The following is a 13,461-nucleotide window of genomic DNA, read 5'->3' as shown; positions in this document are numbered from 1 at the left end:
CTTCTACGCCGTCGAGCGAGCGCTCTGGCCGGACCCGGACGTCGCGTCGCGATACCAGTACTCGAGCGTCAGCACATGCCACAGATGCTTGGAGAAGTCCCGCTGCCCGGAGGCGTCCTCGGCGACCATCCGCGCCAGCGCGTCGCGGCGCAGGAACCCGGAATTGACCAGCAGGCCGTCGTTGACCACCTCGCGCACCAGCGGTGCCAGATCCCGGCTCATCCAGGCGCGTAGCGGGGCGCTGAACAGGCCCTTGGGCCGGTACACGATCTCCTGGGGCAGGACCGAGGTGGCCGCCTCCTTGAGGACGGCCTTCCCCTGCCGTCCGACGATCTTGCGGTCGCCGGGCACGGCGAACGCCGCCTTGACCACCTCGACGTCCACGTACGGCACCCGCACCTCGGTCGACGCGGCCATGCTGGAGCGGTCCGTGTAGGCGAGGTTCAGGCCCGGCAGGAACATCCGGGCGTCGGTCAGGCACATGCGGTTGACGAAGTCGTCGAGGTCGTTGTCCTCGTAGGTGTCCGCATGTTCGGTCAGTACGTCGTCGACCGTCCCTGCCAGGTCGGGATCGAGCAGGCCGAGCAGTTCGTCCTGGTCGTACATGGTGTAGCTGCGCCGGAACGCGGTCTCCTCCGGCAGATCGGCGAAGGAGAGGAACCGCTTGGCGAAGCGCACCGACCGGTACCCGCGGCGGGACGTGGCAACCGGCAGCCGGTCCACGGCCCTCGACAGGCCGCGGCGCAAGGGCCGCGGGACGCGCTGGTAGCGCAGCGCTAGCAGGTTGGCCAGGTGCTTGCGGTACCCGGCGAACAGCTCGTCGGCGCCCATCCCCGAGAGCATCACCTTGACCCCGGCCTCCCGGGCGGCCGAGCAGATCAGGAACGTGTTGATCGCGGCGGGGTCGCCGATCGGCTCGTCCAGGTGGTACGTCATCTGCGGCAGCAGATCGAGCACGTTCGGGGCGATCTCGATCTCGTGCAGATCGACACCGAACCGCTCGGCCACCTGCCGGGCATAGCGCAGGTCGTCCGGCATCGCCTCGAACTTGGCGTCCTCGGCGCGGAACCCGATCGTGTAGGCGGAGATCCCGGGTCGATGGCGGGCGGCCAGCGCGGTCAGGTAGCTGGAGTCGAGGCCGCCGGAGAGGAAGGTCGCCACGGGGACGTCGGAGAGCAGGTGCCGCCGGGTCGACTCCTCGACGATGGCGGCCAGGTCCGGGTGCTCGCCGGCCCGGGCCCGCTCCCGGCCCTCGGCGGCGACGTCCTTCAAGTTCCAGTACCGGCCGCGCTCCACCCGGCCGTCGGGCCGGCACCTGAGCCAGCTCCCCGGCGGCAGTTTCTCCGCTTCGCGGAACGCGCACCGTGAGTCCGGCACCCAGTAGTACAGCAGCGAGGCCACCAGCGCCGCATGGTCCACCTCAAGCGACCCGCCGGTCACGGCCGCGAGCGCCTTGAGCTCGGAGGCGAACACCAGCCCCGCGCCACGCCGGAGCAGGAACAGCGGCTTGATGCCCAACTGATCCCGGGCCAGCACCAGTTCACCGGTGCGCTCGTCGAAGATCCCGAACGCGAACATGCCGCGCAGCCGGGGCAGGCAGTCCGTGCCCCAGCGCCGCCACGCCTCGAGGAGCACCTCGGTGTCGGAGGTGCCGCGGAAGCGCAGCCCGGCGGCCTCCAGTTCGGCACGCAGCTCGGGCGCGTTGTACAGCTCGCCGTTGTAGGTCAGGGCGAGGCCGTCCGAGACCATCGGCTGAGCGCCGGTCTCGGACAGGTCGATGATCGCCAACCGGCGGTGCCCCAGCTGCACTTCGCCGTCACCGACGGGGTGGCCGTACCGGCCCGCCCCGTCCGGACCGCGGTGGGTGAGGGTCTCGGTGAGCCGGTCGGTCACGACCTTCCCGTCCGGCCATCGGTAAGTACCTGCGATGCCACACATGTGCTACCGCGCTTCCTGGTCGTTGTCCGGGCCCCCTGCGGCCCACACCGGCAGCCGCTCCGTCCGCCGCTGGCCCGTGCCGTTCTGCCGGACCGGCGTCTCGCTGCGGCCGCGCAGCGCGGCGTGCAGCCCGTCCCACAGCGTGCCGTCGGTCCGGTCACGCGGATCGGGGTCGATCAGCACCACGCCGATCACCGGGATGCGCTGGTCCGCGAGCTGCCGCGCCACGGTGTGCAGCCATGCGGCGCTGCCGTGCCCGGCACGTACGACCAGCACGGTCCGGGTACCGAGGTACCGGAGGTCCGTCCACGCTGTGCCGGGCGCCACCGAGCCGACGCCGATCCGGAGTTCCTGATGCGGCACGGCCGCGGCACGCTCGCCGCTGACCACGGTGGGGTCTCCCGGTTTCTGGCGGCGCTTCGCGAGCTGCGGGCCGGGCAGACCGTCGATGATGACCGCCGGCCCCTCCGCCGCCAGGGCCCGGGCGAGGTTCAGGGCGATCACGCTCGTGCTGCGCGCACAGCCCAGTTCCAGGAGCGACACCGGTTCCGCTTCCGCGGAGCCGCGCACGGTGCGGGCCAGGTGCGCGGTGAGCCGTTCGCGTGTCACCCGGGTCCGTCGGCGCTGCCACAGCCTGCCCGACCGGCGAGGCAGCTCGGCGATGACCGAGGCGCCCAGGTTCGCCGCGATGTCCCGGCGCAACACGGGGCGGTCGGCCACCACCGTGCGGACCGCGGCAAGGGCGAGCCCGAGGGCGAGCCCGACGACGAGGCCGATCGCGGCGTTGGTGACAACGGCCTTGGGCAGGGAATGCCGCACCGTGCGTGGGCCGTCCACGATCTGCGTGCGGGCGATGAGCTGGGGCGTGCCGATGCGCGCCTCCTCGGCGCGCTGGTCGTATTCGTCGATCTGCGAGTTGAGCTTGGCCCGGCGGTCGAAGAGCGACTCGAGGTCCGCCGACGCTGACGGGTCGCCTTCCGGAGGCCGGTTTCCGATGGCCTCGTTGACCTTGGCGAGCTCGTCCCGCAAGCGGTCGCGCCGGTCGAGCAGGGCCTCGGCCTCAGCGTTCGCGGCTTCCCGTATCCGCGTCAGGTGGTCAGCGATGAACGCGTCGGCCAGCGCCTTGGCCCGGGCCACCGCCTGAGCGTCGCTGTCACCCGTCACATTGATCTGCAACAGGTTGTTGGTCAAGCCGGTACCGCGGTAGTCCCGCATGAAGTCGGCCGGGCGTTCCGGGGAGTTGAGGGATTCGAGGGCTTTGCCGGCGACCCGCGTGGTCCGCAGCAGCTCGACGTCGGTGCGGATCAGCGTTCCGGGGTCGTTCGGCTGGTCGTCCTGATGCGCGACCAGCACCGTGGTCACCGCGGTCGGCGGCGCCGGCAGCAGGACCGCCACCGCCGCGCCGATCAGCAGCCCCAGCAGCGCCATGGAGCACCAGAGGCGGCGGCGCCTGCGCACCGCCACCACCAGCGCCTGTAGGTCGAACAGCGGAGCGGTTGCCGACGACTCCGAAGTCGTACTCGTCGTCACAACGAACCTCCCGGTGCGGGGCCGCGAACCGCGAGCGCCGGAGTGGCGTCATCCGGCGTCCGGCCGGCAGACGGCGTCGGACGGGCCTGGACCGTTCCGGCGACGACGGTGCCGGCGACGACGAAGCCGACGACCTGGTGCTTGCCGTCCGTACACGCCTCGGCTATGCCGGTGAGCTCCGCCGCGGTCCAACTGCCCGCGCTGAGCACCACCAGGGCACCGGACTCCCTGGCGCGGTCCGGCACCATCGGCTGGGACACCGACACCTCCACCACCCGAAGCAGCGGATCGCTCCCGGCCTCGGTGACGAGCTGCCCGGCGGCCCGGCGGGCGATCTCGTCGCCGTCCGGTACGACCACCAGCAGCCGCCGGGGGGCCGGCAGCTTTTCCCGGAGGCGAGCGCACACCCGCCGGTAGCGGATCCGCCTGCTGGCCTCGTCGCCGGACCTCCGCGGGGTCGGTATGTCCCACCGGGTATCGACGCCCAGCAGCCGGCGGATCAAAGCCCGCGGGCTACGGTCTTCCGGCCGGTGCGCGGACCGTTCACCAGGCACGTCGACGGTGCCCAGCAGCGCCGAGCTCAGCGCGGCGGCGATCTCCGGTTCGGTGCGCAGTCGGCGGCTCGCCCGTGCGGCGGCGAGATGGCCGATGACCGCGAGCAGGAAGAACAGCAGCGCCCCGGCGACCATCAGCTGCATCCTCGTCGGCGGGGCCTCGCCGGTCGGCCGGACCGCAGGCCCCATGACGACCAGGCTGGCCTTGGTGGTCGCCGGGTCGGCCTCGGCCAGCTTGGTCATGGCCTCCTCCAGCGAGGTGCGCAGCTGCTCGAGCTGAGTGCGGGCCTGCACGCTCTCCACGGTCTGCCCCGGATCAGTCGCATTGGCCAGGTCGGTGATGCGGCGGCTGGTCTGCTCCACCTGCTTCCGCAGTGCCTCGGGCCCCGCCGCGGTGCTGTCGCCCGCGATCCGCGCGACGAACGCGACGAATTGCTTGGCCACCTGGTCCGAGAGCCGCTGTGCGCGCTCCGGAGTGTCGGCCGTACCCGAGATCTTGATGATGTTCCCGTCGCCGGCCTTGGCGCTCACTCGCTCTCGCAGCTCCCTGCCGCTGACGCCCCTCCAGTCGAGCTGCGCGGCCGCGCGGTCGACCACCGCCGAACTGGTCGCGATCTCTGCCTGCGTCAGCAGCTCGCGCTCCTCCCACGCCCCCGGCAGCAGCACCGATGCCGACGTCGTGTATTTCGGCGGAATCAGCAAGGAGGTGCCGTAGCCGACGAGCGCGCCCACCACGGCGAGGACGGCGAGAAGCCGCCAGCGCCGTCGGAAAATCCGCCCGACCGTGACGAGACGAACTGTGTCATCGCTCATCGGCGCGGCCTCTTCCCTGTCCGGACCGGGTTGCCCGCCGACACCGGAGCGTGGTCACGGCAGGCAGCGGCGTAGGCGGCGAGCAGCGACGCCTGCGAGTTCCGCCAGGAAAGCTGCCCGCTGATCCGCTCCTGGCCGATCTCGCCCATCCGGGCCCGCTTCTCCGGGTCGTCCAGGAGCAGCGTGATGAGCTTGGCGAACTCGGCCTCGTCGTTGGCGGACGCGTAGACGGCGGCGTCATCGGCGGAGACGCGCGCCTCCTTCAGGTCGAAGGAGACGATCGGCCGGCCCATCGCCATGTACTCCAGGACCTTGTTCATGGTCGACACGTCGTTGAGCGGATTGCGCGGGTCGGGGGAAAGGCACACGTCCGCGGTGGACAGGTAGCGCACCAGGTCGGCGTCCGGTATGCGCCCGGTGAACTGCACCTGTTCGGAGAGTCCGAGCCGGCGGGACAGCTCCACCATCGCGTCGAAGGCGTCGCCGGAGCCGACGAACACCGCATGCCAGTCGGTCCGCCCGAGCTCGTCGCGCAGCTTGGCCAGGGCCCGCAGGGCGTAGTCGACGCCGTCCTGAGGTCCCATGACGCCGAGGTAGCACAGCAGATGAGGCTTGCCGCGCTTCAACTCCGGCTCGGGCGGCACCGGTTGGAACCGCTCGATCGCGGGCGCGCTGCGCACCACGAACACGTCCTCAGGACGCCGGCCGCCGCGGCGTATCGCGACGTCCCGGTAGCTCTCGTTCGTGGCGAGGACGATGTCCGCGGCCCGGTAGGTCCGCCGTTCCAGCGCGCACACGGCGCGGTAGAGCAGGTCCTCGCCGCGGTCGAACCGGGAGAGGTACAGCTCGGGTACCAGGTCGTGCTGGTCGAAGACGAACCGCGCGCCGCGCCGCTTCAGCCACAGGGCCGGCAGGAACAGCAGGTCGGGCGGGTTGCAGGCGTGGACCACGTCGACCGGGCCGACCTTGCGGGCCAGCCGGGCCGTGTGCCAGAGCGCCGATCCGTACTCCCGCAGGTAGCCGGCCGGTCCTCCGGCGGCCGCGCGCAACGGGTAGCGGTGGATCCGCACCCCGTCGATCACGGCCTCCGGCTCCGTGTCCCGCTTCTCCCCGCGGGGACAGATGACGTGCACTTCCCAGCCCGCGTCGCGCAGCGTCGTGCACTCCTGCCACACCCGCCGGTCGAACGGCACCGACAGGTTTTCCACCAGGATCAGCGCGCGTCGCTTCGACCCGTCGCCGCGGACTGTGTCATCGAACGTTGTGTTACCAAGCAAGGCCCACGTACCCCGGTTCGGCCCGCCGCGCTTCGGCGTCGGGAAGGTGGATGAGGTCGACGATCACCGGGCCGTCGCCATGGGGCAGCGCCGACAGCACCGCCGTATCCCTGGTTCCGACCAGGCACACCTCGGCGTGCTCCATCACCTCGTCGACGGAGTCCGCGAGCAGCTGCGCGAGGTGCGGCAGCCGGGTCTCGATGTACTCGCGGTTCGCGCCCATCAGCCGGGAGAGGCTCACGTTGGCGTCGTAGATCTTGAGGTCGTACCCCTTGCCGAAGAGTCTCTCCGCCAGCTCGACGAGCGGGCTCTCGCGGAGGTCGTCGGTGCCGGGTTTGAAGGACAGCCCGAACAGGCCCACCCGGCGCTTGCCGGTGCGCTCGACCAGCTCCACCGCACGCTGCAGATGTGCGGAGTTGGAGGGCAGCACATGGGCGAGGATGGGCACCGAGATGTCGGCCCGCTGCGCCGCGTGGACCAGGCTGCGCAGGTCCTTGGGCAGGCAGGAGCCACCGAAGGCGAAGCCGGGGCGCAGGTAGGCGGGGCTGATGTTCAGCTTGCGGTCGGCCAGAAAGACGTCCATCACCTGGTGCGAGTCCACCCCGAGCGCCTGGCACACCGCGCCCAGCTCGTTCGCGAAGCCGATCTTGAGGCCGTGGAACGCGTTGTCCGCGTACTTGATCGCCTCGGCCGTCGGGACCGGCACCCGGAACACCTCGCCGGGCAAGCCGTCGTACAGCGCCAGCACCGCGTCGCCGCTGGCCGGGTCGAGTTCGCCGATGACGGTCTTGGGCGGGTCGAAGAAGTCCCGCACGCTCGTGCCCTCGCGCAGGAACTCCGGGTTGACCGCGACTCCGATGTCCACCCCGGCGGTGCCGCCGACGTACTTCTCCAGGATCGGTACCAGCAGGTTCAGGCAGGTGCCCGGGAGCATGGTGCTGCGGAACACGACGGTGTGCCGCCCGCCCCGCTCGGCCAGCGCGGCACCGATCTCCTCGGTGACCCGCTCCAAGTACGTGGTGCACAGGCTGCCGTTGGGCTCCGACGGCGTGCCCACGCAGACCAGCGACACCTCGCTGCCCATGATCGCCTCGCGGACGTCGCCGGTGGCTCTTAAGGCACCGGTCCGCACGACCTCGGCGATGAGCTCGCCGATCCGCTCCTCGACCACCGGGGCCTTGCCGTCGTTGACCAGGTCGACCTTCACCTGGTTCACGTCCACGCCGATGACCTCGTGACCCATGCTGGCCAGGCACGCGGCCGACACACAGCCCACGTAGCCGAGCCCGAAAACGCTGACCTTCATGATCTGTCCCTCCCCCCAAGCAGGCCCTTTTGGCCTGCGGTCCGCGCACGCACCGAACGACGACCCCCGCGCATCAATAGGCCCCCTGCCCGTGCAGCACCGCGCGTAGCGTCTTCCACAAGATCACCGCGTCCAGGGCGAGCGACCAGTCCTCCACGTACCGCAGGTCGAGGCGGACCGCCTCCTCCCACGGCAGGTCGCTGCGTCCGCTGATCTGCCACAGGCCGGTGAGCCCGGGCTTGACCAGCAGTCGCCGCCGGATGTCCGGGCCGTACGCGGCGGACTCCTCCGGCAGCGGAGGCCGCGGACCGACGAGCGACATCGATCCGGACAGCACGTTGAAAAGCTGCGGGAGCTCGTCGATCGAGTACCGGCGCAGCACCGCTCCCACCCGGGTCACCCGCGGATCCCGGCGGAGCTTGAACAGCAGCCCCGCACCCTCGTTGAGGCCGGCCAGCGCGGCACGGGCCCCGTGCGCCCCGGCGACCATGGTGCGGAACTTGTACATCGTGAACTCGCGGCCGTCCTTGCCGACTCTGCGCTGGCGGTAGAACACCCCGCCCCGGCTGTCCGCCGCCACGAGCAGCCCGACGACCACCATCAGCGGCGCGAACAGCACCAGCAGGACCGCCGCGCCCAGCCGGTCGGCGACCTCTTTGACCGCCCGGCGTCCCCCGGTGAAGGTCGGCATGCTGACCCGCAGCAGCGGTATTCCGAGCACCGCGTCGACGTGCAGCCGCGGGCCGGCCACCTCCATCAGTACGGGGGCCACGATCATCTCGGCGTCGCTGCCTTCGAGGTTCCAGGCCAGCCGCTGCAGCCGGTCCGGTGACCAGTGCGGGTCCGCTGTGACCGCGACGACCCGGTAGCCGTCGCGGCGGACGTGGCCCGCGACATCCGCCAGTCGGCCGACGACCGGCACCCCGTCCAGGTGGTCTCCGTCGAGCCCGCGCCCGTCCGGCGTGCACACCGCCTCCACCCGCCAGCCGAGGTGCGGGAACTTGCGGGTCCGGTTGATCAGGTCGCGCACGGTGGCCGGGCTCCCGGCAGCGAGCACCGGTCTCAGACACCGCCCTTCGTTCCGCTGTCTGTGCAGCCGGACGCGGAGCACATACCGGGCGGTCATGGTGACGAGCGCGATCGCGGGGATCGCGACGAAGATCCAGAGCTTGATGTTGCGCGAGGTGAGGGCTATCCCGCCGAGTGCCAGTACGACGGTCGCCGCGAACAGTGCGCGTCCGAGCCGGCGGAATTCCTCGGCACCCTGGCCGAGCACGGCCGGCGCCCACGCCCGGCTCACCGCCAACGCTCCCAGCACCAGCAGCTCCGTACCGAAGGCGAGAATTCCCCATTTCTCGTGCCAGTTGGCCGCGTCCCGGACCCCGAAGAAGTTGCCGATCGCCGCTACCACCAGGGCGGTGGCCACCATGTCGCTGGTGATCACGGCCCGGCGGTACCGCTGTTCCCACTCGATCGCGGGCTGGCTGATTGCCCCACTCGCCAGACCTCCGCGCGCCGACGAAAAAGGGTCGACTAATCCCCCCTGCCGCACAGAACCCCCCCGGTCCCCAGTGGTACGACGTGGTCGCCAAACACCGTTCCTCCCCCCGGGAGGCCCCCGCCTCCCGCACGCTTCCTCCCCTCGGGAGGCCCCCCGCCCCCCGCCGCGCTGTTCCCTCCCCGCGGGCGGCTCCTGCCCCGCGCATGGCATCCCGGCTACTGCAGCGCTACGCGAACAACTCGCCCCGGTGGCAGCAGACTCGTACGTCCTGCCGGCCACTCGAGGTGCGCGGAAACCCGTCGAAGCCCCGGATGCTCCCCGCACCCGAAGCCCCTCTCGGGCTCCACGAATTGATCACCCTCACGTCTGGCGCCGGAGACGCGACTGCGTCGTTCGCAGCGGCAGACCTATAGATCATCATTTGTCGGCTCGTGTCCCGCATGTGAAGCAAGGTCAATCTAGACCATCGGACCCCGTCTGAAGAGGGGGACGTGAGTAATTTGTGCTGAACCTTTGAAGCCGCATCCACAGATCATTCACCTCCCAAGACCGCCTCGGCGACGAGGACATGCCCTCTGACCTGTGATGACGGGATGTCTCCGGGGTGCCCGCACCGGCAACCCCGAGGCGTGGCCGCACTACCAACTGGGCCGCGCTCGGGGCCGATTCGGCGGAATTTACCTGCCGGGAGCCCACCCGAGCCGGTTCACTGGCCCAAAGCCTTCGCACGTACACGTTGGTGAAGCACCGGTCGGGGTCGAGTCGGTCACGCAGCGCGGTGAACTCGGCGAAACGCGGCTAGACCTCGGCGAAGTAGTCGGCGTCGCTACGCGGGGGCTGCAGCCGCATTCCTGCGGCACAACCACACCAGAACCGTTCGCTCCACAGGGCCGCACCCATGAACGCCCGTCCGGCCGGCCCGAGGACGACCGGATACAGTGCGCGAGACGGCAGCCTGGTCAGAGAGGGGAAGCGTGACCGACACCAGCGACACCCGCCCCGCCGACAGCGAAGTGCAAGCTCCGCGGCAGAGCCGACTGCTCCGCCTGATGCGCTACCTCCCTCTGATCGCCCCCGTCCTGCTGTGGGCCGTTCCCTGCTGGATGCTCCTGCACACCGGCCAGCACTGGCCGCTGCCCGTCACGCTGGTCGGCACCGCCCTGTTCGCCCTCGGCCTCGTCGGTATGCCGCTCGCGATGGGGCGCGGCCACGGCCGACGCCAGCAGGACGGGGCGGCGATCGTCGGTGACACCCTGCTGGGCGCCAGCTGGGTTCTGTTCACCTGGTCGATTCTGCTCGGCGTCCCCTTGCGGCTCGCCCTGACCCTGGCCGGCGTCGGCGAGAGTCAGGACCGGGCCCGGATCGTCACGTGGGCCGTCCTCGGCATCACCGCCGTACTGCTCGCCTGGGGGTACGCCGAGGCCCGCCGCGTGCCACGCGTGCGCCGCCTCGACGTACAACTCCCACGACTGGGTGCCGGGTTGGACGGCACACGCGTCGTCCTCATCACCGACACCCACTACGGCCCACTCGACCGCGCCCGCTGGTCGGAGCGGGTGTGCGAGACGGTGAACACGCTGGAAGCCGACCTGGTCTGCCACACCGGCGACATCGCGGACGGCACGGCCGAACGCCGCCGCGCCCAGGCCACCCCACTCGCCACCGTGCGGGCCAGCCGGGCCCGGGTCTACGTCACCGGCAACCACGAGTACTACAGCGAGGCCCAGGGCTGGGTCGACCTGATGGACGAACTGGGTTGGGAGCCGCTGCGCAACCGCCATCTGCTGCTCGAACGCGGAGGCGACACCCTCGTGGTCGCCGGCGTGGATGACGTCACCGCCGAGTCCTCCGGCCTGGCAGGCCACGGCGCCCACCTCGCCGGAGCCTTGAACGGCGCCGACCCCGACCACCCTGTCCTGCTCTTGGCCCACCAGCCCAAGTTCGTCGACCGGGCGGCAGCCGACGGCATCGACCTCCAACTCTCCGGCCACACCCACGGCGGCCAGATATGGCCCTTCCACCACCTGGTCCGCATCGACCAGCCCGCCCTCGCCGGCCTCAGCCACCACGGCGCCCGCACCCTCCTCTACACCAGCCGCGGCACCGGCTTCTGGGGCCCGCCATTCCGCGTCTTCGCCCCCAGCGAGATCACCCTGCTCGTGCTCCGCTCCCCGCACCCGCCCACCAGGCCGTAGCACTGGGCGCGCCAACCCATCCGCTCACCGTGGTGCACGACAGCCAGTGGCCCCCGAGGCCGCGACGGCCTACCTCACCAGGGAGCAGGATCAGACGGCCTGTCCCAATCCCGGACATGGACGTGTCGTGCATCGAACGCCGTATCCACCTGGCGTCCGGCAACTACGACTGGGGCCACACCCGGGAGGGCGTCGGGGACACCGTCATACGGTCGAATGTCCATCTCGTCGCGGGCTGGTACACCTGGGAGAGCTGCTTGTATCCGTTCGAGGACTACTACTCCCAGGGGCTCGTTCCTCGACCCGAGGTGCCGACCGGCCACCGTCCAACATGGGCGCGCGACCGCTGCCGGCCCGGCATGGCCCCGGAGGAAGGCCGTATGCCTCGTCAGCAGTTGAGGATCTTCTGAACCGGGCCCCATTTCACGAACTCGCGAACCGAACTGAAGGCAGGGGGCATCCGCCAGGGCGTCCCGTCATCGAAGGTCAGCAGGGGGCGAGTGCCTGTGGTCTGGTTGTTACGCCACGAGCCGGAGGTGTCGTCCCAGGAGAGCGGGATGCCGTATTCGCCGCACACGTACATGCCGATGTTGGCGCCGCCGAAGCCTGACGCTGAATACGCGCAGAACCACCCGTAGGGCGTTCCGCCCACGCACTCGGTAGCACTGATCCCGTTCGCGGTCGTCTCACCCAGCTGACGGGGCTGGTCTTCCCCCGGCACCGGGATGTTCAGGACTGCGCCGTTGAGGTCGATCTGGTTGGGTGACGCCTGGGTGCCCTTTCCACCCAGCTTGACCAGGTAGGCATCCACCCTGTCCTGGAGGCCGTTGGCCTGCGCGGTGCTCAGCCCCGCCGCGCGGGCCTCCGCAACGAACGCTGCGCGGCCATCGCCGGCGGCACCCGCCCCGCCGGTGCCGGCGACCGTGGCGAGCACCATCATCGTCGATGTGAGGGTGATCCTCACCAGGCCCACTCTTGTCTTCGTGCGCACGGGTTTCCCTTCGCCGTCGGCTGCTCACGGCCGCGTAGAGGCAGGGGCTCACGTGTTCTGCGACCTTGTCCGATCGCCACGAGCGTCCCGTCGAGCGGTGCCCCGCACCGCCGCCATGGATTGAAGCTGTGTTCGTTCCCTTGAATGAGGGCGCGCTGTGGCCGGGATCTGTCTGGCGGTGACTGTGCTGCCTCCAACGTCCGCATACCGCCTTGTCGTTGCCCGCCCAACGCCTCAAGACTGGGGCCTGGGCTCGGGCGCGGGACAGACGTTTCGGCTCAGGCTGAAACGTCCGGCAGGGACGCGCAGGGGGAGCAGTGATCCGTATCCACTTCACATTCGAGGACCTCGCACGGACTCGGATCGCGCCCCTTGGACCGCTGGCAGAGGCACACCTCAGCCTGGAGGTGGTCCAGCACCGCGGTGAAGCCGCCCTGTTCGACGGCTGGCGTGCGCACGCCCAATCGAGGCTGTCTGCCGGCGACCTGCCGGTACTCGCCCGCGGTATTGCGGTGCCGGGCAAGGGGATGCTGGATCTGTTCACCCTCGTCGGCACCGTGCCCGAGGTGGACAGCGCCCTCGACGGGCTGCTGAGTGACCCCCGGCCCTTACGCAACGAACTGTCCCTGTATCCCCCGAAGGGACAGGCGATGCTGCCCCCGTGGGTCTTCACCGCAGCGCAGGGCAACGGCGCAGCCGCCCGTCGCCTGGACCGTGGCCTGCGCGATGCGTACCACGCCACCGTCGCACCGTACTGGGAGCGCATCCAGGCCCTCGTTCACACGGAACGGGCTGCCGCGATCCACGTCATGGCCGCGGAGGGCGTCGGCGCCATGCTCGCATCGCTCCACCCATCCCTTCGCTGGCAGCAGCCGGTGCTGGAGTTCCCCTTCCTGCCCTGGACGAACAGCCTTGACATCGACCTGGCGGGCGGTGGGCTGCTACTGGCCCCTTCGGTCTTCTGTCGCCACCCCCTGATGTTCCGCTCACCCAGCGGGGAACTGATGCTGATCTACCCCGTGGTGAGAGACGTTCTGGCGGCGGCCGGGATATTCGCGGCCACAGGCCCCGCCGGCCAGGCGGTCGCCGGCTTACTGGGACGCACACGGGCAGCAGTTCTCGAAACCACAGGGACCGGTGCCACGACCGGCCAGATCGCAGACCGCCTCAGGATCTCGCCTGCCAGCGCCAGCCAGCACACCGCCGTCCTTCGGGAGGCGGGATTGGTTTCGTCCCGAAGGCAGGGCAAAACGGTCTGTCACACCCTCACTCCCCTCGGCAAGGCCTTGCTCAATGGGCGCCACACGGCGCGGACCCGTTGACCGCGGCGGTGCCGGCGCCGCATCCGCACCGGGT

The 13,461-nt window shown here is 70.5% G+C and carries 10 protein-coding genes and 1 pseudogene; 3 read left to right on the top strand and 8 right to left on the bottom strand.

Annotation, left to right across the window (positions count from 1 at the left end; all coding sequences use genetic code 11):
- Positions 1-3: 3 nt before the first annotated feature.
- The 7 genes and pseudogenes from asnB to AB0I98_RS36990 form a co-directional block, all read right to left on the bottom strand.
- On the bottom strand, positions 4-1,938 hold the full coding sequence (gene asnB / locus AB0I98_RS37020) for an asparagine synthase (glutamine-hydrolyzing) (RefSeq protein ID WP_362949534.1): 1,935 nt from the start codon (positions 1,936-1,938) through the stop codon (positions 4-6).
- Positions 1,939-1,941: 3 nt separating this feature from the next.
- Positions 1,942-3,468, bottom strand: a complete 1,527-nt coding sequence (locus AB0I98_RS37015; RefSeq protein WP_362949532.1) for a Wzz/FepE/Etk N-terminal domain-containing protein — start codon at positions 3,466-3,468, stop codon at positions 1,942-1,944.
- Complete coding sequence (locus AB0I98_RS37010; protein ID WP_362949530.1) at positions 3,465-4,835, bottom strand: Wzz/FepE/Etk N-terminal domain-containing protein; 1,371 nt, start codon at positions 4,833-4,835, stop codon at positions 3,465-3,467. Before AB0I98_RS37010 ends, AB0I98_RS37015 begins: the two co-directional genes overlap by 4 nt.
- A complete protein-coding gene (locus AB0I98_RS37005) occupies positions 4,832-6,112 on the bottom strand; it encodes a glycosyltransferase family 4 protein (RefSeq protein WP_362949527.1) in 1,281 nt (426 codons plus the stop codon). Before AB0I98_RS37005 ends, AB0I98_RS37010 begins: the two co-directional genes overlap by 4 nt.
- A complete protein-coding gene (locus AB0I98_RS37000) occupies positions 6,102-7,418 on the bottom strand; it encodes a nucleotide sugar dehydrogenase (RefSeq protein ID WP_362949525.1) in 1,317 nt (438 codons plus the stop codon). Before AB0I98_RS37000 ends, AB0I98_RS37005 begins: the two co-directional genes overlap by 11 nt.
- A 73-nt stretch (positions 7,419-7,491) precedes the next feature.
- Entirely contained in the window at positions 7,492-8,970 is a 1,479-nt protein-coding gene (locus tag AB0I98_RS36995; protein ID WP_362949523.1) for a sugar transferase, read from the bottom strand.
- A 666-nt stretch (positions 8,971-9,636) separates the two neighbouring features.
- A pseudogene (locus AB0I98_RS36990) lies at positions 9,637-9,747 on the bottom strand (D-arabinono-1,4-lactone oxidase); the annotation flags it as partial.
- A 146-nt stretch (positions 9,748-9,893) separates the two neighbouring features.
- Between AB0I98_RS36990 and AB0I98_RS36985 the strand changes: the two are divergent.
- Together AB0I98_RS36985 and AB0I98_RS36980 are read left to right on the top strand one after the other, a co-directional pair.
- The gene (locus AB0I98_RS36985) at positions 9,894-11,114 is read left to right on the top strand and encodes a metallophosphoesterase (protein WP_362949521.1); all 1,221 of its coding nucleotides are present in this window, start codon (positions 9,894-9,896) and stop codon (positions 11,112-11,114) included.
- Positions 11,115-11,230: 116 nt separating this feature from the next.
- Complete coding sequence (locus AB0I98_RS36980; RefSeq protein WP_362949519.1) at positions 11,231-11,524, top strand: hypothetical protein; 294 nt, start codon at positions 11,231-11,233, stop codon at positions 11,522-11,524.
- On the opposite strand, the gene AB0I98_RS36975 is transcribed toward AB0I98_RS36980, so the two are convergent.
- On the bottom strand, positions 11,503-12,054 hold the full coding sequence (locus tag AB0I98_RS36975) for a hypothetical protein (RefSeq protein ID WP_362949517.1): 552 nt from the start codon (positions 12,052-12,054) through the stop codon (positions 11,503-11,505). The genes AB0I98_RS36980 and AB0I98_RS36975 overlap by 22 nt on opposite strands.
- A 458-nt stretch (positions 12,055-12,512) precedes the next feature.
- Here AB0I98_RS36975 and AB0I98_RS36970 point away from each other — a divergent pair, with 458 nt between their 5' ends.
- On the top strand, positions 12,513-13,427 hold the full coding sequence (locus tag AB0I98_RS36970; RefSeq protein ID WP_362949516.1) for a helix-turn-helix domain-containing protein: 915 nt from the start codon (positions 12,513-12,515) through the stop codon (positions 13,425-13,427).
- The last annotated feature ends 34 nt before the right edge of the window (positions 13,428-13,461 follow it).

This window comes from Streptomyces sp. NPDC050211 (genome assembly GCF_040656035.1).
In the GTDB taxonomy this organism is placed as follows: domain Bacteria; phylum Actinomycetota; class Actinomycetes; order Streptomycetales; family Streptomycetaceae; genus Streptomyces.
The sequence above is the reverse complement of the archived record's forward strand: the minus strand, read 5'-3'. Positions and strand labels throughout refer to the sequence as shown.

What these genes read in the sequence shown, in the direction of transcription:
- AB0I98_RS37000 (WP_362949525.1), bottom strand. Translation starts at nt 7,418, where the DNA reads ATGAAGGTCAGCGTTTTCGGGCTCGGCTACGTGGGCTGTGTGTCGGCC.
- AB0I98_RS36975 (WP_362949517.1), bottom strand. Translation starts at nt 12,054, where the DNA reads ATGATGGTGCTCGCCACGGTCGCCGGCACCGGCGGGGCGGGTGCCGCC.
- AB0I98_RS36980 (WP_362949519.1), top strand. Translation starts at nt 11,231, where the DNA reads ATGGACGTGTCGTGCATCGAACGCCGTATCCACCTGGCGTCCGGCAAC.
- asnB (WP_362949534.1), bottom strand. Translation starts at nt 1,938, where the DNA reads ATGTGTGGCATCGCAGGTACTTACCGATGGCCGGACGGGAAGGTCGTG.
- AB0I98_RS37010 (WP_362949530.1), bottom strand. Translation starts at nt 4,835, where the DNA reads ATGAGCGATGACACAGTTCGTCTCGTCACGGTCGGGCGGATTTTCCGA.